This is a genomic window from Phyllobacterium sp. SYP-B3895, from assembly GCF_009647635.1.
Classification (GTDB): domain Bacteria; phylum Pseudomonadota; class Alphaproteobacteria; order Rhizobiales; family Rhizobiaceae; genus Phyllobacterium; species Phyllobacterium pellucidum.
Genome location: NZ_WJIG01000001.1, coordinates 839,395 through 862,023, shown reverse-complemented (window position 1 = coordinate 862,023; position 22,629 = coordinate 839,395). Strand labels below are relative to the sequence as shown.

General features: G+C 59.1%; 22 protein-coding genes. 13 read left to right on the top strand and 9 right to left on the bottom strand.

Annotated features, from left to right (window positions below; genetic code table 11):
• Positions 1–90: 90 nt before the first annotated feature.
• Positions 91–2,658 (bottom strand): ABC transporter permease, encoded by a 2,568-nt coding sequence (locus GF108_RS04110; RefSeq protein ID WP_246663833.1) that lies wholly within the window; start codon positions 2,656–2,658, stop codon positions 91–93.
• Positions 2,655–3,347, bottom strand: a complete 693-nt coding sequence (locus tag GF108_RS04105; RefSeq protein ID WP_153667335.1) for an ABC transporter ATP-binding protein — start codon at positions 3,345–3,347, stop codon at positions 2,655–2,657. The genes GF108_RS04110 and GF108_RS04105 overlap by 4 nt, the downstream gene beginning before the upstream one ends.
• Positions 3,348–3,426: 79 nt before the next feature.
• On the opposite strand from GF108_RS04105, the gene GF108_RS04100 reads away from it, so the two are divergent.
• Both GF108_RS04100 and thpR read left to right on the top strand, forming a co-directional pair.
• Positions 3,427–4,098: an arylesterase gene (locus GF108_RS04100; RefSeq protein WP_153666956.1), complete on the top strand. Its 672-nt coding sequence runs from the start codon at positions 3,427–3,429 to the stop codon at positions 4,096–4,098.
• A 171-nt stretch (positions 4,099–4,269) separates the two neighbouring features.
• A complete protein-coding gene (gene thpR / locus GF108_RS04095; protein ID WP_091920792.1) occupies positions 4,270–4,866 on the top strand; it encodes an RNA 2',3'-cyclic phosphodiesterase in 597 nt (198 codons plus the stop codon).
• Here the strand turns inward: thpR and GF108_RS04090 are convergent.
• Positions 4,818–5,288, bottom strand: a complete 471-nt coding sequence (locus GF108_RS04090) for a low molecular weight protein-tyrosine-phosphatase (RefSeq protein WP_153666955.1) — start codon at positions 5,286–5,288, stop codon at positions 4,818–4,820. The genes thpR and GF108_RS04090 overlap by 49 nt on opposite strands.
• 134 nt (positions 5,289–5,422) lie before the next feature.
• Between GF108_RS04090 and GF108_RS04085 the strand changes: the two genes are divergently transcribed.
• The 4 genes from GF108_RS04085 to GF108_RS04070 all read left to right on the top strand — a co-directional run bounded on the left by GF108_RS04085 (position 5,423) and on the right by GF108_RS04070 (position 8,363).
• Positions 5,423–5,812, top strand: a complete 390-nt coding sequence (locus GF108_RS04085; protein ID WP_091947527.1) for a YkvA family protein — start codon at positions 5,423–5,425, stop codon at positions 5,810–5,812.
• A 265-nt stretch (positions 5,813–6,077) separates the two neighbouring features.
• Positions 6,078–6,581, top strand: a complete 504-nt coding sequence (locus tag GF108_RS04080) for an invasion associated locus B family protein (protein ID WP_027230966.1) — start codon at positions 6,078–6,080, stop codon at positions 6,579–6,581.
• A gap of 112 nt (positions 6,582–6,693) precedes the next feature.
• Positions 6,694–7,932, top strand: coding sequence for a 23S rRNA (adenine(2503)-C(2))-methyltransferase RlmN (rlmN, locus tag GF108_RS04075; protein ID WP_153666954.1), 1,239 nt, complete (start codon positions 6,694–6,696; stop codon positions 7,930–7,932).
• Positions 7,929–8,363 (top strand): hypothetical protein, encoded by a 435-nt coding sequence (locus GF108_RS04070; RefSeq protein ID WP_091947521.1) that lies wholly within the window; start codon positions 7,929–7,931, stop codon positions 8,361–8,363. Before rlmN ends, GF108_RS04070 begins: the two co-directional genes overlap by 4 nt.
• Here the strand turns inward: GF108_RS04070 and GF108_RS04065 are convergent, their stop codons facing one another.
• Positions 8,364–9,005 carry a LysE family translocator gene (locus GF108_RS04065; RefSeq protein ID WP_027230964.1) on the bottom strand — a complete coding sequence of 214 codons (642 nt, stop codon included), beginning with the start codon at positions 9,003–9,005 and terminating at the stop codon, positions 8,364–8,366.
• 164 nt (positions 9,006–9,169) lie between these two features.
• Here GF108_RS04065 and GF108_RS22675 point away from each other — a divergent pair, with 164 nt between their 5' ends.
• From GF108_RS22675 to GF108_RS04045, 4 genes are all read left to right on the top strand, one after another.
• The gene (locus GF108_RS22675) at positions 9,170–9,988 is read left to right on the top strand and encodes a phosphatase PAP2 family protein (protein ID WP_172982564.1); all 819 of its coding nucleotides are present in this window, start codon (positions 9,170–9,172) and stop codon (positions 9,986–9,988) included.
• A gap of 80 nt (positions 9,989–10,068) precedes the next feature.
• Positions 10,069–11,772 carry a glycosyltransferase family 39 protein gene (locus GF108_RS04055; protein ID WP_153666952.1) on the top strand — a complete coding sequence of 568 codons (1,704 nt, stop codon included), beginning with the start codon at positions 10,069–10,071 and terminating at the stop codon, positions 11,770–11,772.
• Between the two features lie 100 nt (positions 11,773–11,872).
• Positions 11,873–13,096 (top strand): argininosuccinate synthase, encoded by a 1,224-nt coding sequence (locus GF108_RS04050; RefSeq protein ID WP_091947514.1) that lies wholly within the window; start codon positions 11,873–11,875, stop codon positions 13,094–13,096.
• A 138-nt stretch (positions 13,097–13,234) separates the two neighbouring features.
• Positions 13,235–15,286 carry a M3 family metallopeptidase gene (locus tag GF108_RS04045; protein ID WP_153666951.1) on the top strand — a complete coding sequence of 684 codons (2,052 nt, stop codon included), beginning with the start codon at positions 13,235–13,237 and terminating at the stop codon, positions 15,284–15,286.
• A gap of 7 nt (positions 15,287–15,293) precedes the next feature.
• Here the strand turns inward: GF108_RS04045 and GF108_RS04040 are convergent, their stop codons facing one another.
• The gene (locus tag GF108_RS04040; protein ID WP_091947509.1) at positions 15,294–15,716 is read right to left on the bottom strand and encodes an organic hydroperoxide resistance protein; all 423 of its coding nucleotides are present in this window, start codon (positions 15,714–15,716) and stop codon (positions 15,294–15,296) included.
• Between the two features lie 160 nt (positions 15,717–15,876).
• Between GF108_RS04040 and GF108_RS04035 the strand changes: the two genes are divergently transcribed.
• Both GF108_RS04035 and GF108_RS04030 read left to right on the top strand, forming a co-directional pair.
• Entirely contained in the window at positions 15,877–16,347 is a 471-nt protein-coding gene (locus GF108_RS04035) for a MarR family winged helix-turn-helix transcriptional regulator (RefSeq protein ID WP_153666950.1), read from the top strand.
• 5 nt (positions 16,348–16,352) lie between these two features.
• The gene (locus GF108_RS04030) at positions 16,353–17,090 is read left to right on the top strand and encodes a haloacid dehalogenase type II (RefSeq protein WP_153666949.1); all 738 of its coding nucleotides are present in this window, start codon (positions 16,353–16,355) and stop codon (positions 17,088–17,090) included.
• A gap of 49 nt (positions 17,091–17,139) precedes the next feature.
• Here GF108_RS04030 and GF108_RS04025 read toward each other — a convergent pair whose 3' ends face one another.
• Together GF108_RS04025 and GF108_RS22580 are read right to left on the bottom strand one after the other, a co-directional pair.
• Positions 17,140–18,174 carry an aspartate-semialdehyde dehydrogenase gene (locus GF108_RS04025; RefSeq protein WP_091947501.1) on the bottom strand — a complete coding sequence of 345 codons (1,035 nt, stop codon included), beginning with the start codon at positions 18,172–18,174 and terminating at the stop codon, positions 17,140–17,142.
• Between the two features lie 104 nt (positions 18,175–18,278).
• The gene (locus tag GF108_RS22580; RefSeq protein WP_255453090.1) at positions 18,279–18,410 is read right to left on the bottom strand and encodes a hypothetical protein; all 132 of its coding nucleotides are present in this window, start codon (positions 18,408–18,410) and stop codon (positions 18,279–18,281) included.
• Positions 18,411–18,747: 337 nt separating this feature from the next.
• Here GF108_RS22580 and GF108_RS04020 point away from each other — a divergent pair, with 337 nt between their 5' ends.
• The gene (locus GF108_RS04020) at positions 18,748–20,634 is read left to right on the top strand and encodes an MFS transporter (RefSeq protein WP_153666948.1); all 1,887 of its coding nucleotides are present in this window, start codon (positions 18,748–18,750) and stop codon (positions 20,632–20,634) included.
• 70 nt (positions 20,635–20,704) lie between these two features.
• Here the strand turns inward: GF108_RS04020 and leuB are convergent, their stop codons facing one another.
• Together leuB and leuD are read right to left on the bottom strand one after the other, a co-directional pair.
• A complete protein-coding gene (leuB, locus tag GF108_RS04015) occupies positions 20,705–21,817 on the bottom strand; it encodes a 3-isopropylmalate dehydrogenase (protein WP_027230955.1) in 1,113 nt (370 codons plus the stop codon).
• A gap of 154 nt (positions 21,818–21,971) precedes the next feature.
• On the bottom strand, positions 21,972–22,577 hold the full coding sequence (leuD, locus tag GF108_RS04010) for a 3-isopropylmalate dehydratase small subunit (RefSeq protein WP_153666947.1): 606 nt from the start codon (positions 22,575–22,577) through the stop codon (positions 21,972–21,974).
• Positions 22,578–22,629: the final 52 nt, after the last annotated feature.

Sequence of the window (22,629 nt, the reverse complement as noted above, 5' to 3'; positions counted from 1 at the left end):
GGTCCATAACAAGACCTCAACTACTCAAGATTGCGTGTTAGCGCGCCAAATTACGAGTAAATTGGTAAAAATCGCGCTCGTTTAACGATTTCAGAGGTTTCGCAGGATTGGCGCAGCCTTTTGTCCAAGAATTCGCCAGGTTCCGGCAAGCCCAAAACCGACCGTTAAAACGAGCGCGATAATGACGGTCATGACCGCAACTCCGGGTTGGAAATAGGCTGGCAGCGTCATGACCCGCACCACCACGTACCACGCTGCCGCACTGCCGGCGAGAAGCGCGAAAATGGCCGTCGAAAGACCGAGCAGCATATATTCGAGGCTGAAAGCCTTGATCAGCGTGCGCCGCGTTGCGCCAAGCGTTTTCAAAACCACAGCATCGTGCACGCGAGCGCGGTTGCCGGCGGCGAGCGCGCCACCAAGGACAAGAATCGAGGCGATCAATGCCACCGAAGCTGCGGCGCGAATAGCGACGGCGAGCTGGGCGACGAGTTCGTTGGCAATGGTGATCGCATCCTTGACCCGTACCGTCGTGACTGCGGGGAACGCCTGGGTCACGTTGCGCATCACAGCGGCCTCCTCCTGCGGAGTGGAGGTCGGGTCCGTCAAAGTCGCCAGCCAGGCATGCGGCGCGCCCGCAAATGTATTGGGCGAAAAAACCATCACGAAGTTGATCGCGATCGATTCCCATTGCAGTTGGCGCAGATTGGCAATGCGCGCCGTTACATTGCGGCCAAGCACATTGACGGTCACCGTATCCCCGACCTTGAGGCCGAGATTTGTCGCCTCTTCCGCCGAGAACGAAACCAGCGGTTCGCCGGAATAGTCGGCGGGCCACCACTCGCCCTTGGTCAACGCCGAGTTTTCCGGCACGTTCTTCGCATAGGTAATGCCCCGGTCGCCGCGCAGGACCCACGCGCCCTCCGGCGCAATCGTCATTTTGGTAACGTCCGTGCCGTTCAAGGCGATGATGCGCCCGCGCAGCATGGGAGCGCTGACGATCTTGCCGTTGGGAGCCGATTTCTGCAAAACGCCTTTGAATTCGTCCACCTGGCGGCTCTGTATATCGACGAAGAAGAAATTCGGCGCCCGCTCGGGGAGATTCCCGGCGAGTTGCTGACGCAAGCTGCCATCGATGAGGCCAAGCGTAACGAGAAGCGTCAGGCCGAGCCCCAGTGACAGCACAACCGAGGGGGTGAGCGCGCCGGGTCGATGGATGTTTCCGATCGCCAGCCGCAACGCTGTCGAGCGGACCCGCGGGGCACGGCGTGCCAGCCATTGCACGAATACCGAGACGCCGCGCAAGACGAGGAAGGAAAACGCCACCGCGCCAATAAAGATCGTGGCGATGCGCCTGTCGTAAGAAAAATAAATGGCAAGCGCGCAAAGCACCGCGATGACCGCGGCAGCGGCGATGATATAGGCGGGCTTTGGCCAACCGCGCTGCTCGAAGCCCTGCTCGCGGAAAAGCGCCGTCGCCGGGACGTCGCGGGCCCGCCCCAATGGGAGAATGGCGAAAGCGAGTGTCGTCAGGAAGCCGAACAGGGCAGCCCATGCCAATGCGCCCGGATAGAAGCCGCCCTTGGCCGCTATCGGCAACACGCTCTGCAAGGCATAGCCCGCCACATAGGGGATAATCGCGGCAAGCACGAGGCCGATCGCAACACCGACGAGCGAAATCATCAAGATTTGCGAGAGGTAAACAGCAATGACGAACCAGCCGGGGGCGCCGAGTGCCTTGAACGTGGCGATGACCCCGCGCTTTCCATCAATATAGGCGCGAACCGCATTCGCGACCCCGACGCCGCCGACGATCAGCGCCGTCAGGCCCACGAGGGTCAGGAACTGCGAAAAGCGTTCTATATTGGCACTGAGCGAAGGCGCGGCATTTGTCCGGCCCCGAATACTCCAACCGGCTTGCGGAAACTTCTCCTTGGCTTCGTCGCGTATGGCGGTGAGCGCGGCTTCATCGACCCCCGCGGGCAGCGCAAGCTTGTAGCTGTGCTCCACCAGGCTTCCGGGCTGGACGAGGCCGGCAGCCTCGAGGCCCTGCAGGGATACCATCATGCGCGGCGCAAAGCCGAAGCCGTCGGAAAGCAGATCGGGTTCGTTGCCGATGACCGCGCGCAGTTCGAACTTCGCACCTCCGACGAGAACCTGATCGCCAAGCTTGAGATTGAGACGATCGAGCAGAACCTGCGCGACGGCAGAGCCATAGACCCCGTTCACCTCACCGAACAGCGTCTTGTCATCGCCGGGAGGCGCTGTCACCAACGACCCGTAAAGCGGATATGCGCCATCGACGGCCTTGAGCTCGACAAGCGACTGGTCCGAGCCATTCGGTAGCCTCGCCATGGACCGCATATTGGCGCTGACCGCCACGCGCCCCTTGCTTTCAAGAAAAGCGCGCTCTTGCGCATCTACTTCACGCTGATTGAGCTGAAACCTGAGATCGCCGCCGAGAATGCTCTGCCCCTGCGAGGAGATGCCGGCACTGACCGCGTTCGCCACCGAGTTGACGCCGCCGATCGCGGCAACGCCGAGCGCTATGCAGGCAAGGAAAATGTAGAAACCGGACAGGCCACTGCGCATTTCACGCAGGGCAAAAGTGAAAGCAAGTTTGAGCGACGGCGCTGTCCGGGACGATGCTGTCTCGCTCATGCGGATTTCGCCAGCTCCGGCGCATCCGCATCCGCTTCGATCTTGCCGGACCGAACGCGGATTTCCCGGTCGCATCGCCCGGCAAGCGCGGCATCGTGCGTGACGAGCACCAGCGTCAGTCCAAGCTCGCGCTGCTTCTCGAACAAGAGGTCGGCAATCTGCTTGCCTGTTGCCGTGTCGAGATTGCCGGTCGGCTCATCGGCGATAAGTATTTTCGGCGATGGCGCCAACGCCCGCGCAATGGCGACACGCTGTTGCTCGCCACCGGAAAGTTCGCCCGGATAGTGGGTCACCCGGTCGGCAAGTCCGACGGCGGCGAGGACCCGCTCAGCAATGGCGAAGGCATCGGGATTGCCGGCTAGTTCCAGCGGGACAGCGACATTCTCCAGCGCCGTCATGTTCGGAATGAGATGGAATGACTGGAAGACGATGCCGATATTGCGTCCGCGAAAAGCGGCCGTCGCGTCCTCATTCATTTTTTCGAGCCTTTCGCCGGCGATCTCGACCGAGCCGGAGTCGACCTGCTCAAGCCCGGCAAGCACCATCAACAAGGTCGATTTGCCGGAGCCCGAGGGACCGACGATACCGACTGACTGGCCCGCGTTGATATTGAGCGAAACCCCCTTGAGCACATGCACCGAGGACGCCCCGCTGCCAAGCGTCAACTCAATGTGATCGAGCGCGATCATGGAATTAGTCACGAATTGACATCCTTTGCGATATGGTCGGGCCGAGTCGCCGCAGTTGGTCTGATATGGGTAGCCCGAAATGAGATTCAAACCGTTGATGCAAATACTGGTTTCAGTTGGCCTTGTTGCCTTGCCGTCGCTGGCCTTGGCCAATCAAAATGCCGTGTCCGATCGACCGCTCGCGGTCGTCGGTTTCGGTGACAGCCTGATGTCGGGCTTTGAGTTGCCTGTCCAGGATTCCTTCACTGCGCAGCTCGAAAAGGCCCTGAAGGACAAGGGCGTCGACGTCACGATCGCCAATGCCGGTGTTGCAGGTGAAACCACAACCGACGGCCTGTCGCGTCTCGACTGGTCGGTGCCGGACGGCACAGATATGGTCATCCTCGAATTTGGCGCAAATGACGCGCTGCGCGGCATTTCGCCGGAAATCAGCGAAAAGAACCTTGCCGAAATCATCGAGCGGCTGAAGCAGCGCAACGTCAAGGTGATCATTGCCGGGATGCTGGCGCCGCCCAACATGGGCCGCGACTACGAAGACAAGTTCAATTCCATCTTCCCGCGTCTTGCCGCCAGATATGATGTTCCGCTCTATCCGTTCTTCATGGACGGTGTCGCAACGGAAAAATCGCTGCAGCTCGAAGACGGCATGCATCCGAACGCTAAGGGCGTTGCCCGCATGGTCGAAGGCTTCATGCCGGTGATGCAAAAAACCATCGCGGCATCGAGCGAAGCTGCCGGCGGAACCCAATAGCACCATCCTCCGAAAGTTGACCGCGGTTGCCTGAGGATAGGCTTGCCACAACTTCCGGGGGACAATGCGTGTCCAATATGTCGCGCTCCAAGATAATCATAAGGAATGCCTTGCTCCCGGACTCATTCGATGATTCTCTAGAATGACAACTCGATTCGGGGAGGATGCCTTATGCCGCGTCTCTTTACTGCCCTCGAAATCCCGAGGGACGCCGCCCTCTCACTGTCGCTCTTGCGCGGTGGTTTACCAGGCGCCCGATGGATTGACGTCGAAAACTATCACATCACATTGCGGTTCATCGGAGATGTCGAAGGGCATGTCGCCGACGAGATCGCCAATGCGCTGGATCGCATTCGCCGGCCGGAATTCACGCTGAAACTTTCGGGCGTTGGCGCGTTTGGTTCGAAGAAGCCGCACAGCATCTTTGCCTGCGTATCGCCTTCGCCTGATATCCAGGCGCTGCAGGCAGAGATCGAGCGCATCTGCCAAAGGCTGATGCTGCCGGCCGATCCGCGCAAGTTTACCCCGCACGTGACCCTGGCCCGGCTGCGCAATGTACGCAACGAAGAGGTCGCTCACTATCTCTCGTCGCGTGGCAATTTCGCGACCACGCCGTTCAAGATCGGGCGTTTCGTGCTGATGTCGTCGCGCGACTCTGTCGGCGGCGGACCCTACATCGTCGAGGAGGCCTGGCCTCTCGAAGCGCCTCGCTCGTCGTTTCAGAACAGCCTGGAGAGGCCTTTCGAGGCAGCAAGGACCATACGGTAGACGCGCTCGAAATCGGCGTCGGTTCCATAGTAGGGGTCGGGGATTTCCTGCGGCTCTCCCAACGCCAATTCATTGAAGAGCCCGGCCGTCGCAGTAGCACCAGCGGGCTGGCGCGCGGCTATGGCCTTCATGTTCCCGCGATCCATGCCGAGGATCAGATCGAAGCTCGCAAAGTCGCCCGGTGTCAATTGCCGGCAACGCTGGTCGGAGATGTCGATGCCGTGGTGACGCGCAACGCGAATCGAGCGGCGATCCGGTGCTTCGCCTGTGTGGTAGCCGGTGGTACCGGCCGAATCTATCGATACGTGGCCGCCCTTGCCTTCTCCTGCAAGCACGGCGCGAAAGACGCCTTCCGCGAGCGGTGAGCGGCAAATGTTGCCGAGACAGACGAACAGGACGGAATGGTAGGGTGGTTTCACCATGATGGTTTCCGGTGTGGAGAAAGATCAATCGGTCAGGCCATGATGGATATTCTCACGGCGAATTGATCGCAAGTCTTGTACGGCGCATTCGCCTTACCCATGTTGTGTAACCTGAAACCTCAGAAGGAAAAGGGATGGACGACGTCAAGATCGGTGAGATTCTGGAGCCTGGCAGCGACGAAAAGCAACGCAGCCGCGAGGAGCGCGTGCGCGCGCAGTTCTGGAAGACCGTGCGAAAGGCTGCAAAGGCCGTGCCGTTTCTCGATGAGGTCATCGCCGCCTATTACGCTGCCCTCGACCCCGCAACCCCGACGCGGGTGCGCGGTATTCTCCTTGCCTCGCTCGCCTATTTCGTCCTGCCGCTCGATTTCATCCCGGACTTCATATTCGGTCTCGGGTTCACGGATGACGCCGCCGTTCTCATGGCTGCCCTGACCGCGATCCGAACGCACATTACGCCAGCGCACCGTGCCGCCGCGAAGAAAGCGCTCGACGATCTCGATCGGGATCCGGCGAAGCGTTGAGGGCCGCTACCCAATCACAAGCCCGTGATGTCGCAGATCGTCAAAGTGTCGCCGCTTTTCTTTGGCTGGACTTGCAGTGTGGGACTTTGAAAAAAGGACGTAACTTATAACTCCTGCAATCGCTTTTTTGACCCTGTCTTCACCGTTTGGTAACCCAGATTAAGTCAAATTAAGAGAAGCGAACCGGACAATGCCGCGATCGGATTTTTCCGGGCCATTGCCGGTTCACGAGTTATGAAGTGAACGACAGAAACTGGTAGGTAAAATGTTTGGAAAATCAATCGTAGCGGCGTCTGTCATCATACTTGGCGTGACAGGAACAGCTCTTGCCCAAACCCCGAGTCAGATCAGCCAGTTCAATGCCTGGGGCGCCTACAGCTATCAGCAAGGCAACGGCAAGGTATGCTACGTCCTTTCCGTTCCGGTCGACAAGCAGCCGGCGAAGATCGACCATGGCGACAATTTCTTCATGGTCAGCCAGAAGCCGGGGCAGAATGTCAGCTTCGAGCCGCAGTTCAAGGCAGGCTACGAACTGCAGAAGGATTCGAAGGTCACCGTGACCATCGATGAACGCAGCTTCTCCATGTTTACCAATGGCAGCCATGGCTGGATGGAAAACGCCGCGGAGGAGCCCCAGCTCGTCGCCGCCCTGCGCTCGGGCCACAAGATGACGATCAGTGCCGTGTCGAAGCGCGGGACAAAGACGAGTTACGGCTATTCGCTAAAAGGCGTCTCGGCAGCGCTTAAGGCGATAGCCACCTGCAAGTAGCCACTTCGACATCAACAGTTTGCGAAGGCCGGACGCAATTAGTCCGGCCTTTTGCATGTCGGCCCGGAACGTGATATGAGCCGCGCTTCACGAAAGAACGTTAGAAAATCCCATGTCTGTAGTGCTTGACCTGACACATTCTGTTGCCCGGGAAAAATCCCGTGACGCACGCCCGGCCGCGGCAGCAGAAATGCCTTCGCTGATCGGTCTGACGCGCGCAGAAATCGGCGAGGCCCTTGTCGCCATCGGCGTCCCCGAGCGTCAGGTCAAGATGCGCGTGGCGCAACTTTGGCACTGGCTCTATGTGCGCGGCGTTTCGGATTTTGCCGACATGCTCAACATTTCCCGCGACATGCGCGATCTACTTGCGCGCCATTTCACCATTGCCCGCCCCGAGATCGTCGAAGAACAGATTTCCAACGACGGCACGCGCAAATGGCTCTTTCGCTTTCCACCGCGCGGTGCCGGACGGCCTGTCGAGATCGAGACGGTGTATATCCCGGAGGAAGGGCGCGGCACGCTGTGCATTTCGAGCCAGGTAGGCTGCACCCTCACCTGTTCCTTCTGCCACACCGGCACACAGAAGCTCGTGCGCAACCTTACGGCTGAGGAAATCCTTGCGCAGTTGCTCATTGCCCGCGACCGCCTTGGCGATTTTCCCGAGCGCAATACGCCGGACGGCGCGATTGTGCCGGCCGAGGGCCGCAAGGTGTCCAACATCGTCATGATGGGCATGGGCGAACCGCTCTATAATTTCGAGAATGTGAAGAAGGCCCTGCTGATCGCCTCCGACGGCGATGGGCTTTCGCTGTCGAAGCGTCGCATCACCCTTTCAACCTCCGGCGTCGTTCCGGAAATCTACCGCACCGGGGAAGAGATCGGTGTCATGCTGGCGATTTCTCTACACGCGGTGAACGACGATCTTCGCGACATGCTGGTCCCGATCAACAAGAAGTATCCATTGAAGGAGCTTCTTGACGCATGCCGCGCCTATCCGAGCCTCTCCAATTCCAAGCGCATCACCTTCGAGTATGTGATGTTGAAGGGTGTCAACGATTCGCTCGATGACGCCAAGGAGTTGGTCCGCCTCCTGAAGGGCATTCCGGCCAAGATCAACCTCATTCCCTTCAATCCCTGGCCGGGCGTCAACTATCAGTGTTCCGATTGGGAACAGATCGAAAAGTTTGCCGATTACGTGAACAATGCGGGCTATGCCTCGCCGATCCGCACGCCGCGCGGCCGTGATATTCTTGCCGCCTGCGGTCAGCTCAAATCCGAATCGGAACGCATGAAAAAGACGGAGCGCCTCGCCTTCGAAGCGGCGATGATCGCCGGGCATGGCGAAGATTGACCCAGCTTCTTCATTATCTCTTTCGCTTCGCCCTCGCCGTTTTTGGCTTCATCTGCGCAATCATTGCCGCGTCGATTTTCCTGAACATGCTGCTCCTCGGCAGTTCGGAGTGGATCGGCACGGAGGGGCCCTTTCTCTATACGACGGTGCCGGTCTTTGCGGTTGTGATCGGCTATAGCGTCTTCGTGCCGTCCGCAATGCTGATCCTTTACGCCGAGCTGACCGGCTGGCGCGATTGGTTGTTCTACGCTCTCGGGGGCGCTGCGACGGCGCTCTTCGTCATCGTCTGGAAATGGCGACCGCAATCCGAGGATGTCAGCACATTTGCTGCGATCCTCGCCACCGGCGTTGTCGGCGGCGCTGTCTATTGGCTGGTTTCGGGGCGAACGGCGGGGCTTGGAGCACAGCGCGCTCCCAACCGGAATATCTAGCTATTTCGCCTGGGCCATCAGGATCTTCGCGGCAAAGGCCGAAAACACGCCGGCAAACAGCCAATCGGTAATGCGAGTGACCCGCGGGCTTTTCTTGAGCAGCATGGAGAACTTGTCGGCCGCGATAATCATTGGCGAAACCACAGGCAGCGCCATGGGGATGAAGAGCACACCCAGGAAAAACAGCTTGCCGGGCGCGTGCGGATCACTGGCCGAGACGAACTGCGGCAGGAACGTCATGAAGAAAAGAATGATCTTGGGATTGAGCAAGTTAATACCAAATCCCGTCAGCCAATTCTGGAAGAGCGTGTGCGACTGGCCGATCTTCTTTTCCGGCGAGAAGGCCGAGCCGTTGCGGATCGCCTGAAAGGCAAGCCATACAAGGTAGCCGGCGCCGACGATCTTCAGCGCGAAGAACGCGGTTGGCGACGCGACGATCAGCGCTGAGAGGCCGATGGCGACCATGGTCGTGTGGACGACGATGCCGGTGCTGGCGCCGGCAAGGCAGGCAAAGCCCGCTGCCTTCCCTTCCGACAGTGCCCGCCCCACGAAGAGCGTCATATCCGGACCCGGCGTGATGGATAATACGAAGGTCGCGATGGCAAATTGCAGGATTGTGGGCCAATCTGGAATGAAATTCATAAGAGTACTCCGTCGAAGCGGGCGGAAATTAACGCGAAAGACCGATTTTGGCTATCAGATTTCAGCTGTCGCGACGACATGAACGAAAAAACATTGCCATAACAAGGGCACGATAACTTCCTGATCACGCCGTAATGCCGCTGCAACATAAGCATTGCACAAGAGTGCTCGAATCGTCGGCCGCCAGGGAAGCCATGGTCTACTACCGGACAACCTCAAAGCCATGTGGAACGGCCCAATACGGTTTCGGTGCCTGGAGCGAAGCAACTTGCCTTGCAGGGCTCCTCATCCTCTGGATGGCGCTCGCCATCCTGTTCAACAGCGCCCCCGAGTTCGACAAGGACGTCTCATCGATTTTCTTTATCGCCCGTGAATGCGCCAATGGAGCCGTCGGTTCGATATGCGGCGATTTTCCCGCAAGTTCCGTACACCTCCTGAAAACGCTCCGCCGCGTGTTCTACGCCCTGCCGATGGTCGGAGCGAGCGTCGTTGTCACGATCGCGCTACGCGATCTCGCTTCCGGACTTCGATGGAACCACGAACGAATCCGCATCTCGACCGTGTCACTGATTACGCTGGCGCTGGGACCCGGGCTGCTGGTGAATGGATATTTGAAAGAGTTCGTCGGCAGGCCCCGGCCGGCAGATTCGCTGCTGTTTGGCGGCGACCTGCCCTTTGTTGCCGCCGCCGAATGGTCGAAGGCCTGCCTTCACAATTGTTCGTTTGTTTCCGGTGAAGCCGCCGGCATTGCATGGATCATCTGCCTGCTGCCGCTTTGGCCGCACCATCAGCGGCAGCGGGTTTTCTGGATCATGCTGGCGATCGTGATTATGACGGACATGCTGCGCGTTGCCTTCGGCCGGCACTATATTTCCGATGTCGTTTTGGGCTCTCTGTCCACGCTGGTTATCTTCTCGGCGGTCGCATGGGCGGGGGAGTTATTGACGCGAAGGTTTTATCCAGGCGTCCGCCCCGCCTTGTAGGCGTTACATCTTTGTATTGGCGGGCATGACCGAAAGCGGCTATGTAGCCCGAACAAGAACAATAGGTGCCAAGAAGAACAATGCCTCAAGACACCATGACGGTTTCCGCGCAACCGGGTCCGTCGAGCACAGCCACCTCCAGAACGAAGCTCGCAATATTTCTCGCTCTCGCCTTCATCATCGGCCTGCTTCCGCTCGGCTCAAGCTTGATCCTGCATTTTCCGGACGAACGCTACTACTCGAACGGCGCGGTCATCATGATGCAAAGTGGCGACTACCTGACGCCGCATACCGCCGAAGGTGACGTGCGCCTGAAGAAGCCGCCATTCACCTACTGGATGAGCCTCGCTGGCATGGAGATATTCGGCATCTCCGTTATTGGCTCGCGTTTCTTCTGGCTTGTCGGCGGGGCCGCTATCCTTCTCGCGACGTTTCAGTTCACCCGCATCCTGACGCGCAACGACCAGACAGCACTGCTCGCCGCGGCCTTGCTCGCCGCCAACGGCGCGTTCCTGCGTGCCAGCTTCAATGCCATACCGGACCTGCCGCTGACCTTGTTCATGCTCCTTGGCTTCATCGGTTTCACTGGCCTCCTTTTCAAGGACGACCGCCAACGGACCTACGCCCTCCTGGCTTATGGCGGCACCGGATTTGCGGTCCTGACCAAGGGACTGCTGCCGCTTGCGATGGTTGCCTATGTGATCGCCTATGCGATTGGCGTCGCCTCGGTGCGCCCGCGCGCACGGCGGCTCTGGCAGCCATCCGTCGTTTTGCCCTCGATCCTCATCTTCGGCTCCTGGTTCGCCTATCAATCCTTCACAGCCTCAAGCGAACTTGCATCCGACTTCGTCGGCGACCAGCTTTCTGAAAAAGTCGCGATCGGCCTTAGCACTTTCGTCGATGGCTTAAGCAGCAATATTGCCGGGCTTTTTCTGCCCGTGCTTCTCTGGCTGGTCATGCTCCTCGTCGGGGCGAGGACAAGCGGCAAGCGTCCGACCGTCCAGTCCATCGGCGCGGCCGCACCGTTCATCGCCGGCTGGATCGTCACGGTTGCCATCATCTTCTCGCTCTCCCGCTATGCGTCGTATCGCTATATCATTCCCGTCATTCCGCTGCTTTGCGTTCTTCTTGCGGTAGCGCTTCAATCTGTCATGGACCAGCGGGCCGATAGTGTGCTTCGCGTCATCCTGCGCATTTCGATGATTTTGATGGCGGGCGCGCTTGCGGTGATCTTGCTGCTCGGCCTGCTGCTCCTGCCGCCTGTCATCGTCGTCGCATTGGCTATCATTGCGGTTGCTGGATTGGCCGGCCTGTGGCTCTACAGCAGGGGTGCAACCACCGAGCGGCTGGCAGCGTGCTTTGCGCTGCTTTTGCTCGGCGCCGCCTTCATCAGCACGCCGGTGCTGCGCGGATTGCTGCTGCCGGATATCGGTGCCGTCATCGCCGCCAAGGCGGGGCCGCTGCATCTACCGCAGGATCAGGTGCTGTTCATCGGCTCCCACCTCGACGCCGCCAAACTGCGCCTTTACATGGATCGGGAAGCGCCCTTCCCGCAAATGCGCCGCTTCCCCGAGGCCGGCATTGCGCCCGGCATCAAGCTGGTGATGACCAACGAGCAGCCGGTGGCCGACGAGCTGAAATTATTGGGCTTCAATGTCGAAGAAGTCGTTGGTGGCTGGCGGCGGGTCGAATGGCCACCGTTTTACGCAGCACTTCGGGCTCGCGATCTTATTGGCGCCCGAAACCAATACGGTCAGCGCGGATGGATTGCGACACGCCCATAGAATGCGTCGATTCACCATGGCGCGCTGCTTGCCAACATGGCGCTAACTGTTAAAAGACCGCAACGGAACGCGTGGGGTTCCCGGCATCAGGGATAGCAAAATGAACAAGTGGAAAGACGTCAAGAAAGTCGTGCTGGCCTATTCCGGCGGACTGGACACATCGATCATCCTGAAGTGGCTGCAGACCGAGCTCGGCGCCGAGGTCGTGACTTTCACAGCCGATCTTGGCCAGGGCGAAGAGCTGGAGCCGGCGCGCAAGAAGGCCGAGCTGCTCGGCATCAAGGAAATCTACATCGAGGACGTGCGCGAGGAATTCGTTCGCGATTTCGTCTTCCCGATGTTCCGCGCCAATGCGGTCTATGAAGGCGTCTACCTGCTCGGCACCTCGATCGCCCGCCCGCTGATATCCAAACATCTCGTCGAGATCGCCGCCAAGACCGGCGCTGACGCGATCGCCCACGGCGCGACCGGCAAGGGCAATGATCAGGTTCGCTTCGAGCTTTCCGCCTACGCACTCAATCCCGACATCAAGGTCATCGCGCCCTGGCGCGACTGGACCTTCAAGTCGCGCACCGACCTTCTCGAATTTGCGCGTGAGCACCAGATACCGATTGCCAAGGACAAGCTTGGCGAAGCACCGTTCTCGGTAGACGCCAACCTCCTGCACTCCTCATCCGAAGGCAAGGTACTGGAGGATCCGTGGCAGGAAGCGCCGGAATATGTGCACCAGCGCACGATCTCCCCGATGGAAGCGCCGGACCGGGTAACCGAGATCGAGATCGCTTTCGAGAAGGGTGATGCCGTTGCCATCGACGGCAAGCCGCTTTCGCCGGCAACCCTGCTCAAGGCGCTCAATGACCTTGGGCGGGACAATGGCATTGGCCGGCTCGATCTCGTCGAGAACCGTTTCGTCGGCATGAAGTCACGCGGCGTCTACGAGACCCCCGGCGGCACCATTCTCCTTGCCGCACACCGGGCCATGGAATCGATCACGCTCGATCGTGGCGCGGCCCACCTCAAGGACGAGTTTATGCCGCGCTATGCCGAGCTCATTTATAACGGCTTCTGGTTCTCACCGGAGCGCGAAATGCTGCAGGCCATGATTGACAAGAGCCAGGACGACGTGGAAGGCACCGTCCGGCTCAAGCTCTACAAGGGCAATGTCATGGTGTCGGGCCGGAAATCGAAGAAGTCGCTCTACTCGGATGCGCTGGTTACCTTCGAAGACGATCGCGGTGCCTATGACCAAAAGGACGCGGCCGGCTTCATCCGCCTCAATGCACTGCGACTGCGCACCCTTGCCGCGCGCAAGCGCAGCAGCTGAGCCACGAGAGCTTGAAAAGCGGGACCTTTGGTTCCGCTTTTTACTTGGGATCTTATATGTTGGACTTCGCAGCTTGTGACGGCCGCGGGTCCGCCCTAAATGTTTAAAAGCCAATTCCATACTTATCAGGGAGCTCCCATGTCCACGCAAAAACCGGCCTTCAACCATGCGCTGACGAACTGGACCGGGCCACTTGGACTTCCCGATTTCACGGCATTCAACGACGACGATTTCGCCGCCGCCTTCGACGCGGCTCTTATCTCGGATCTTGCCGACATCGATGCGATCGTTACCCATCCCGAAGCGCCGACCATCGACAATACGCTGAAAGCGCTGCAGCTTTCGGGCAAGGATCTCGATCATGTCTCGGCAATCTTCTGGCTGCGCGCGGGTGCGCACACCAATGATACGATCCAGGCTCTGGAACGCGTGATCGCGCCCAAAATGTCGCGGCATGCTTCATCGATCATGATGAATCCGCATCTCTTTGCCCGTATCGATTCGCTCTTTGAGCAGCGCGACCTGCTCGGACTCGACGCGGAGACTGACCGCGTCCTCGAAAAGACCTGGAAAGGCTTTGTGCGCAGCGGCGCGAAGCTCGATGAACAAGGCAAGGCGCGGCTCGCCGATATCAACGAGCGGCTCGCAAGCCTTGGCGCGCAATTCGGCCAGAACGTGCTCAAGGACGAAGCCGACTGGGCCCTTTTCATCACCGATGAAGCGGAACTTGCCGGCCTGCCGGATTTCGTGCGCGACGCCATGCGAGGCGCCGCCGAGGAACGCGGGCGCAATGATGCATGGGCCGTCACGCTCTCGCGCTCGATTATTGAACCCTTCCTGTCGTTCTCTGAGAACCGCAACTTGCGGGAGAAGGCATTCCGCGCCTGGGCAGCACGCGGCGAGAACGGCGCCGAAACCGACAATACTGCGATTGTTGCCGAAATGGTAAAGCTGCGCGCCGAAAAGGCGGGGCTCCTCGGCTATAAGAGCTTTGCCGCCTATAAGCTCGACGACACCATGGCGAAAACGCCAAAGGCGGTGATGGATTTGCTCGAGCCTGTGTGGGAAAAGGCCAAGGAACGGGCGGCGGAAGAGGAATGGGACTTGCAGCGCTTCATTGCCGCGGAAGGCCGCAACCACAGGGTCGAGCCATGGGACTGGCGCTACTATGCCGAGAAGCTGCGCAACGAACGCTTCGCCTTCGACGAAACCGAACTCAAACCGTATCTCCAGCTCGAAAAGATTATAGAAGCCTGTTTCGACGTTGCCACCCGCCTCTTCGGCATTCGCTTTGCCGAAAAGACCGGGATTCCCACCTGGCATCCTGATGTTCGTGTCTGGGAAGTGTTCAATCCCGATGGCAGCAAGCGTGGCCTTTTCCTTGGCGACTACTTCAATCGCCAGTCGAAGCGCTCGGGCGCCTGGATGAGCGCCCTGCAATCGCAGCACAAGCTCGACGGCGACCATGCGCCGATCATCTACAACGTCATGAATTTCGCCAAACCGTCGAAGGGCGAGCCGGCGCTGCTTTCGCTCGATGGCGCCCGTACCCTGTTCCACGAGTTCGGTCACGCCCTGCACGGGCTCTTGTCGGATGTGACCTGGCCGGCCGTATCGGGCACCTCGGTTTCGCGCGACTTTGTCGAACTTCCCTCGCAGCTATATGAGCACTGGTTGACCGTACCCGCCATTCTCGAGAAATATGCCGTCCACTACCGGACGGGCGAAGCGATGCCAAAGGCCTTGCTGGACAAGGTGCTCGCCGCCAATACCTTCAACGCCGGGTTCAACACGGTGGAGTTTACCTCATCGGCGCTGGTCGACATGGCATTCCACGCCGATGGCACGCCGCCATCCGATCCAATCGAATTTGAAGCCGCCACATTGAAGCAGCTTGAAATGCCGGATGCGATCATCATGCGCCACCGCACGCCGCATTTCACCCATGTCTTCTCGGGCGACGGCTATTCGGCCGGATACTATTCCTACATGTGGTCGGAAGTGCTCGATGCCGACGCCTTCAAGGCATTCGAAGAAAGCGGCGACGTATTCAATTCCGAACTTGCGGAAAAGCTGAAGCAGTTTATCTACTCGGCCGGCGGCAGTCGCGACCCGGAGGAGCTTTACAAGGCGTTCCGCGGCAAGATGCCCACGCCCGATGCGATGATCGAAAAGCGTGGGCTTGCGTAAACGCTGATTAGTTAACCGAAAGACGCACGTCGAGATTGCTGCGCGTTGCCTCCGAATAGGGGCAGACAATATGCGCAGCGTCGACGATCTCACGCGCCTGTGTTGCATCGACGCCGGGCATCGTAATGGCAAGCGCAACATCGAGGCCAAAACCCTTGCCGTCCGCGCGCGGGCCAATGCCAACCGTCGCGGTTACCGCCGTTTCCTCCGAAATTTTAACCTTGCGCTGCGAAGCGACGAATTTGATCGCGCCAAGGAAGCACGCCGAATAACCGGCGGCAAACAGCTGCTCCGGATTGGTGCCGCCGGCACCGTTGCCGCCAAGCTCCTTCGGCGTTGAAAGCGTCACTTCGAGGCGTCCGTCCTCGCTCTTGGCACTGCCATCGCGTCCGCCGGTTGCCGTTGCCCTGGTGGTGTAGAGAATGCTCATCGTCGTTACCTCTGGTTGAATTCATTTGACACGCTTTAAATTGCACACAATTTAATTGTGCGCAACATGAATTTCGGATATAGATGATAAAAAATTAAATGATGCGCAATCGAAGCACGCCGATTAGATTGTGCTTGCACGAAGAGCAGGAGTTTCCAGAATGAAGAAAACCGCGCCAACTGCATCGGACTCGCTGCTCAAGCTCGACAATTTCCTGTGCTTCGCGATCTATTCGACCGCAAATGCCGTGACCCGCGCCTATCAGCCACGGCTTTCCGCGCTTGGGCTTACCTACCCCCAATACCTCGTCATGGTCGTACTGTGGGAGGCGGAGAACCAGACGGTCAGGGCCATCGGTGACAGGCTCAACCTCGATTCAGGCACGCTGACGCCGCTGTTGAAGCGGCTCGAGGCAATGGACCTTATCACCCGTCGCCGCGGCACCGTGGACGAGCGTCAGGTCCTGATCAATCTGACTGACAGCGGGCGCAGCCTGCGCGCAAAGGCGGCAGCGGTGCCTCTAGCGATCGGCAAGGCCTTTGGCTGCACGCTCGAAGACGCCAAATCGCTGAGAACTGAATTATTGGAAATGCGCGACAATCTCATCGCGAGCATCGAGGCAAAGGAATAGGTGGCATGAACACACACCACAGCGCGCCGCTTGAAGTACGCGCATTGTTGTTCGACGTGCTGGGCACCGTCGTCGATTGGCGCAGCGGGATCGCGCAGCAGGTATCTTCTTTCCTTGAGCGTTGCGGCGTCGTTCACGTCGACGCAGCTGATTTCGCCGATACTTGGTCGCGCCTCTACGATCAGGCGACGGATGCGGTGCGCAGCGGCAAACGCCCCTTCGCGCGGCTGGACGTACTCAATCGGGAAAATCTCGAAGCGGCGCTCAAAGCCGTCAATATCGAGCCAAAGCTCTTGCCGAGCGCCGACCTCGACGAATTGAACCTCGCCTGGCATCGCCTCGACCCTTGGCCAGACTCGATCTCCGGCCTGACGCGATTGAAGTCGAAATTCATCATTGGGCCACTATCCGGTGGCAATACCAGCCTCCTTCTCGACATGGCAAAGCGGGCCGGACTGCCCTGGGACGTTATCCTCGGATCGGATTTTATCCAGGTCTACAAACCCGCACCTGAGGCCTATCTGCGCACATGCGAATTCCTGGGGCTGCGACCTGATCAGGTCATGCTGGTTGCGGCTCACAATGGCGATCTGGCTGGAGCGCGTCGCTGCGGAATGCGTACGGCCTTTGTACCAAGGCCAACCGAGCACGGTCCGTCCCAGACCACCGATCTCGCGCCTCTTGACGATTGGGACGTGATTGCCAGCGATCTCGTCGATCTGGCGGACAAGCTCGGCGCATAAAATAGGGCGCGGTTGCCCGCGCCCTTGAGCTCGAAAGTTCGCGTCCCTGTCAGGCCGCGATCTGCTTCGGCTGGATCAGTCCGCGCGCAACGAGCAGTTCGGCGATCTGGATCGTGTTGAGCGCCGCACCCTTGCGTAGGTTGTCGGAAACGACCCAGAGTGACAGGCCATTTTCCACAGTGATGTCTTCGCGGATGCGCGAAATATAAGTGGCGTCCTCACCCGCAGCTTCGTACGGCGTGATATAGCCGCCATCCTCGGCGCGATCGATGACGAGGCATCCTGGCGCATCGCTCAAGATCTCGCGGGCTTCCTCAGCGCTCATCGGGCTTTCAAACTCGATGTTGACCGCCTCGGAATGGCCGATGAACACCGGGACGCGCACGCAGGTCGCCGTCAGCTTGATCTTGGGGTCGAGCATCTTCTTGGTCTCGGCGACCATCTTCCACTCTTCCTTGGTGTAGCCATCCTCCATGAAGACGTCGATGTGGGGGATGACATTGAAGGCAATCCGCTTGGTGAACTTCTTGTTCGTCACCGGATCGGCCACGAAGACGGCACGTGACTGTTCGAACAGCTCGTCCATGCCCTCCTTGCCGGCGCCAGAAACCGACTGGTAGGTGGCAACGACGACGCGCTTGATCCTGGCCCTGTCATGCAGCGGCTTCAAGGCGACGACCAATTGGGCGGTCGAGCAATTGGGATTGGCGATGATGTTCTTCTTTGTGAAACCGGTAATTGCGTCCGGATTCACTTCCGGCACGATCAGGGGGACGTTGGCGTCGTAGCGCCAGGCTGAAGAGTTGTCGATGACGACGCAGCCCTGTGCGCCGATCTTCGGCGACCATTCCTTGGAAATATTACCGCCCGCCGACATCAGGCAGATGTCGGTGTCGGAAAAATCGTAGGTGTCGAGCGCCTTGACCTTCAGCGTCCGGTCACCGAAGGACACTTCCGTGCCCTGTGACCGCCGCGATGCGAGGGCAACGACTTCGCTTACCGGGAAGCCGCGCTCTTCGAGGATGGTAAGCATTTCGCGGCCCACATTGCCCGTGGCGCCAACAACCGCAACCTTGAAACTCATTTTAGCAATCTCCTGTCCCCTCTCTGCTCTTTGGAAAACCCGCTGGCCGTTGCGGGTCTCACCCCCGGGCCGGACCCGGGAGGGGGCGAGCAGGCCAAGGGAAATCAGACCGTTTTGGTGGTCGTTTTCGCAGTCTGTTTGGCCATGGTGGTGAGGACGGACGCGGGCACGCCAAGGCCTCCGGCGATCATGCCGGAACGGTTCATCAGGGCGAGAGCAATTGATTCGCTTGCCACGAGAGGCGTCTCCATATCCGTCTGTGCTTGTACGCACTTTCGTAAAAGAGTCAATCGCCCGCTCAAATGACAAGAATATGTCGTGTTCCACATGATTTTGGACAATTTACGTAAGGTGCGGGCTTTGCTTTCTTCAATATTTAGTCAACAATTTGCACGTGCATGAGGTGCATGACCTTTGGGGGGAGAAATTCCGGAGGACATTCACCGGCGCAGGGTCAACACGAGCCAAGTGCATCGGGGGATATGATCATGCGCAGTGTCGACAGTGGAGAACACCAATTGGGGTTTGCTGTGGGTGTTCTTGGTTCAACTGCCGTTTTCTGGGAGGAATACAATGGCAACGACGTCTTTGGCCGACTCGTCCAGTCGGGGAATGACGCGGGAAGAGAAGAAGGTCATCTTCGCTTCCTCGCTCGGTACCGTCTTCGAATGGTACGACTTTTATCTTTATGGGTCCTTGGCGGCCTTCATCGGCGCGGCCTTCTTCAGTGAATATCCTGAAGCTACACGCAACATCTTCGCACTGCTCGCCTTTGCCGCAGGCTTTCTTGTCCGCCCGTTCGGCGCTCTGGTCTTCGGCCGAATCGGCGATCTCGTCGGCCGCAAATATACGTTCCTTGTGACAATCCTCATCATGGGCCTGTCGACCTTCCTCGTCGGTATCCTTCCGGGTTCCGCGAGTTGGGGCATTGCCGCTCCGGTCATCCTGATCGCTCTGCGCATGCTGCAGGGATTGGCTCTGGGCGGGGAATATGGTGGTGCTGCGACCTACGTTGCCGAACATGCGCCCGACAATAAGCGCGGTTATTACACAAGCTGGATCCAGACCACGGCGACGCTGGGTCTCTTCCTCTCGCTCATCGTCATCCTCGTCATCCAGAATTGGCTCGGCAAGGAAGCGTTTGCGGCATGGGGCTGGCGCTTGCCCTTCATCCTGTCCTTTGTCCTTCTCGGCATTTCCGTCTGGATTCGGTTGTCCTTGAGCGAATCGCCTGCCTTCCAACGGATGAAAGAAGAGGGCAAGGGCTCCAAGGCCCCGCTTTCGGAAGCCTTCGGCCAATGGAAGAACGCCAAGATCGCGCTTCTGGCCCTCTTCGGTCTCACCGCAGGCCAGGCGGTCGTCTGGTATTCCGGCCAGTTCTACGCACTGTTCTTCCTGCAGAACGTGCTGAAGGTCGATGGGCAATCGGTCAATATCATGATTGCGATCGCCCTGTTGCTGGGTACAGGCTTCTTCGTCTTCTTCGGCTGGCTATCCGACAGGATCGGGCGCAAGCCCATCATCATGGCGGGTCTCGCACTGGCGATCATCACCTATTTCCCGTTGTTCCATGCGTTGACCTGGGCTGCAAACCCGGCGCTTGCGAAGGCACAGGAGACAGTGCGGGCAACCGTGACAGCGGCCCCCGGTGATTGCAACTTCCAGTTCAATCCCGTCGGAACCCGAAAGCCGGTCAGCTCGTGCGATATTGCCACCGACTTCCTGGCCAAGAGCTCGATACCCTATGACATCGTCGCGACCGCACCTGCAGGCACGCCGGCAACCGTGACGATCGGCAGCGAAACCGTCTCATCGTTCGACGGCGCGACCGCCGGCGCCGATGCTGCGGCGAAGACGGCTGCTTTCACCAAGGGCGTCAACACCGCTCTCCAGGACGGAGGCTATCCGCTGGTCCGCGACCCCGCCAAGGTTGCTGATTCAAAGCTCGATGCCTTTGTAGCGGCCAATCCGAAGCTCGCACTCGACGCTGCCGCCATTCGTGGCGGGACGAAAACCATGGTACCGGTGGCGCAGGCGGTAAAGGACAAGCTGATCACCGCTGATGAGGCGGCCGGTGCGACGGAAGTTGCGGTCTTCTCCGTTCCGGGTGCCGGGGCATTCAGAATGGTGGCTGATGCGGCTGCCGTCAATTGGCCGAAGGTTATCGGCATTCTGTTCATCCTCGTGCTCTACGTCACGATGGTTTACGGACCAATTGCCGCGATCCTGGTCGAGATGTTCCCGACCCGCATCCGGTATACCGGCATGTCCCTGCCCTACCACATCGGCAACGGCTGGTTTGGCGGCCTGTTGCCGGCAACGGTGTTCGCAATGAGCGCTGCCAAGGGCGATATCTACTATGGCCTCTGGTATCCGATCGTGATTGCGGCGATGACCCTCATCATCGGCCTGCTTTTCGTACGCGATACGAAAGGCACGGATCTTAATGCCATAGAGTGATCCCGCATAAATGAGAAAGCCCGGCGCGATTCTGTCGCGCCGGGCTTTTCTTTTGTTGCTGCGATGCTCCTCAGGCCGCGAGGGCCTTGAACTTGGCGAGAATCGCATCGCCCATTTCGACGGTGCCAACCTTGGTCTTGCCTTCCGACATGATGTCGCCCGTACGGATGCCGTCGTCGAGAACGCCGGCAATCGCAGCCTCCAGCCGATCGGCTTCGGCGATCATGTTGAACGAATAGCGCAGGCACATCGCAAACGAGGCGATCATAGCGATCGGATTGGCAGCGCCTGTACCGGCAATGTCCGGCGCGGAGCCGTGCACGGGCTCATAGAGCGCCTTACGGCTGCCGGTCTTTGCATCGGGTGCGCCGAGCGACGCTGACGGCAGCATGCCGAGGGAACCCGTCAGCATGGCTGCGATGTCGGACAGCATGTCGCCGAACAAATTATCAGTCACGATGACGTCGAACTGCTTGGGCCAGCGCACGAGCTGCATGCCGCCTGCGTCCGCCAGCATGTGCTCCAGCTTGACGTCGGAATACTTGGCCTTGTGCGTCGCCGTGACGACCTCGTTCCAGAGCACACCCGACTTCATGACGTTGCGCTTTTCCATCGACGTCACCTTGTTGGCGCGGGTGCGCGCAAGCTCGAAGGCGACGCCAGAAATGCGCTCGATCTCGTAGGTGTCATAAACCTGCGTATCGATGCCGCGCTTCTGACCGTTGCCGAGATCGCGAATCTCCTTCGGCTCGCCAAAATAGACGCCGCCGGTCAACTCGCGCACTATCAGGATGTCGAGGCCCTCGACCACGTCCTTCTTAAGCGACGAGGAGTCGGCAAGTGCCGGATAGCAGATGGCGGGGCGCAGATTGGCGAAAAGCTCCATGTCCTTGCGCAAGCGCAAAAGCCCGGCTTCCGGGCGGACGTCGTAAGGAACGCTGTCCCACTTTGGTCCACCCACTGCGCCGAAGAGCACAGCATCGGCGGCCAGTGCCTTGGCCATGTCGGCTTCCGAAATCGCTGCACCATGCGCGTCATAGGCGCTACCGCCGACCAGGCCTTCATCGAGCACGAACTCGCTGGCAAGTTCGGCATTCATATAGGCAATGATCTTGCGAACCTCGGCCATTGCCTCGGGCCCAATGCCATCACCTGGAAGAAGAAGGAGCTTTTTCGATGCCATGCGGGAAAACCTCTAGAGCGTTGAATGGAATGGCGGTTCCTTAGCGCAAGTTCGGCAAAGATGGAAAGCGTTGCGCGCAATTTTCTGAAACTTTGGCGGGTCTGCAAATGAAAAGGCCCGCCGAAGCGGGCCCGATAAGCAATCTTTAAAGCACTCAAGCCCAGGGGCGCTTTTCCGCATTCGCGGTTTCGAACGTATCGATCTTGGACGCCTTCTCCATCGTCAGACCGATGTCGTCGAGGCCATTGAGCATGCAGTAACGGCGGAACGCGTCGAGGTCGAAGTGGATCGTGCCGCCGTCCGGTCCCTTGATCGTCATCTCCTCGAGATCGATCGAAAGCGTCGCATTGGCGCCGCGCTGCGCATCGTCCATCAACTTGTCGAGATCTTCATGGCTGACGCGGATCGGCAAAATGCCGTTCTTGAAGCAGTTGTTGTAGAAGATGTCTGCGAAGCTGGTCGAAATAACGCAGCGTATGCCAAAATCGAGCAAGGCCCACGGCGCATGCTCACGGCTCGAACCGCAGCCGAAATTGTCGCCGGCGACCAGAATTTGCGCCTTGCGATAGGCAGGCTTGTTAAGGACGAAATCCGGATTCTCGCTGCCGTCTTCATTGTAGCGCATCTCGGCAAAAAGACCCGTACCGAGACCGGTGCGCTTGATCGTCTTCAGGTAATCCTTCGGGATGATCATGTCGGTGTCGACATTGACGATGGGCAGCGGAGCCGCAACGCCGGTGAGCTTGGTGAATTTGTCCATGGTGTCAGCCTGCAGAATTCCGGAAAGAGACGTATGGTTCGCTTTACACCAG

What these genes read in the sequence shown, in the direction of transcription:
- GF108_RS04110 (WP_246663833.1), bottom strand. Translation starts at nt 2,658, where the DNA reads ATGAGCGAGACAGCATCGTCCCGGACAGCGCCGTCGCTCAAACTTGCT.
- GF108_RS04030 (WP_153666949.1), top strand. Translation starts at nt 16,353, where the DNA reads ATGAACACACACCACAGCGCGCCGCTTGAAGTACGCGCATTGTTGTTC.
- rlmN (WP_153666954.1), top strand. Translation starts at nt 6,694, where the DNA reads ATGTCTGTAGTGCTTGACCTGACACATTCTGTTGCCCGGGAAAAATCC.
- GF108_RS04085 (WP_091947527.1), top strand. Translation starts at nt 5,423, where the DNA reads ATGGACGACGTCAAGATCGGTGAGATTCTGGAGCCTGGCAGCGACGAA.
- GF108_RS04090 (WP_153666955.1), bottom strand. Translation starts at nt 5,288, where the DNA reads ATGGTGAAACCACCCTACCATTCCGTCCTGTTCGTCTGTCTCGGCAAC.
- thpR (WP_091920792.1), top strand. Translation starts at nt 4,270, where the DNA reads ATGCCGCGTCTCTTTACTGCCCTCGAAATCCCGAGGGACGCCGCCCTC.
- GF108_RS04050 (WP_091947514.1), top strand. Translation starts at nt 11,873, where the DNA reads ATGAACAAGTGGAAAGACGTCAAGAAAGTCGTGCTGGCCTATTCCGGC.
- GF108_RS04035 (WP_153666950.1), top strand. Translation starts at nt 15,877, where the DNA reads ATGAAGAAAACCGCGCCAACTGCATCGGACTCGCTGCTCAAGCTCGAC.
- GF108_RS04025 (WP_091947501.1), bottom strand. Translation starts at nt 18,174, where the DNA reads ATGAGTTTCAAGGTTGCGGTTGTTGGCGCCACGGGCAATGTGGGCCGC.
- GF108_RS04045 (WP_153666951.1), top strand. Translation starts at nt 13,235, where the DNA reads ATGTCCACGCAAAAACCGGCCTTCAACCATGCGCTGACGAACTGGACC.
- GF108_RS04080 (WP_027230966.1), top strand. Translation starts at nt 6,078, where the DNA reads ATGTTTGGAAAATCAATCGTAGCGGCGTCTGTCATCATACTTGGCGTG.
- GF108_RS04065 (WP_027230964.1), bottom strand. Translation starts at nt 9,005, where the DNA reads ATGAATTTCATTCCAGATTGGCCCACAATCCTGCAATTTGCCATCGCG.
- GF108_RS04100 (WP_153666956.1), top strand. Translation starts at nt 3,427, where the DNA reads ATGAGATTCAAACCGTTGATGCAAATACTGGTTTCAGTTGGCCTTGTT.
- GF108_RS04105 (WP_153667335.1), bottom strand. Translation starts at nt 3,347, where the DNA reads ATGATCGCGCTCGATCACATTGAGTTGACGCTTGGCAGCGGGGCGTCC.
- GF108_RS04020 (WP_153666948.1), top strand. Translation starts at nt 18,748, where the DNA reads ATGGCAACGACGTCTTTGGCCGACTCGTCCAGTCGGGGAATGACGCGG.
- leuB (WP_027230955.1), bottom strand. Translation starts at nt 21,817, where the DNA reads ATGGCATCGAAAAAGCTCCTTCTTCTTCCAGGTGATGGCATTGGGCCC.
- leuD (WP_153666947.1), bottom strand. Translation starts at nt 22,577, where the DNA reads ATGGACAAATTCACCAAGCTCACCGGCGTTGCGGCTCCGCTGCCCATC.
- GF108_RS04055 (WP_153666952.1), top strand. Translation starts at nt 10,069, where the DNA reads ATGCCTCAAGACACCATGACGGTTTCCGCGCAACCGGGTCCGTCGAGC.
- GF108_RS04040 (WP_091947509.1), bottom strand. Translation starts at nt 15,716, where the DNA reads ATGAGCATTCTCTACACCACCAGGGCAACGGCAACCGGCGGACGCGAT.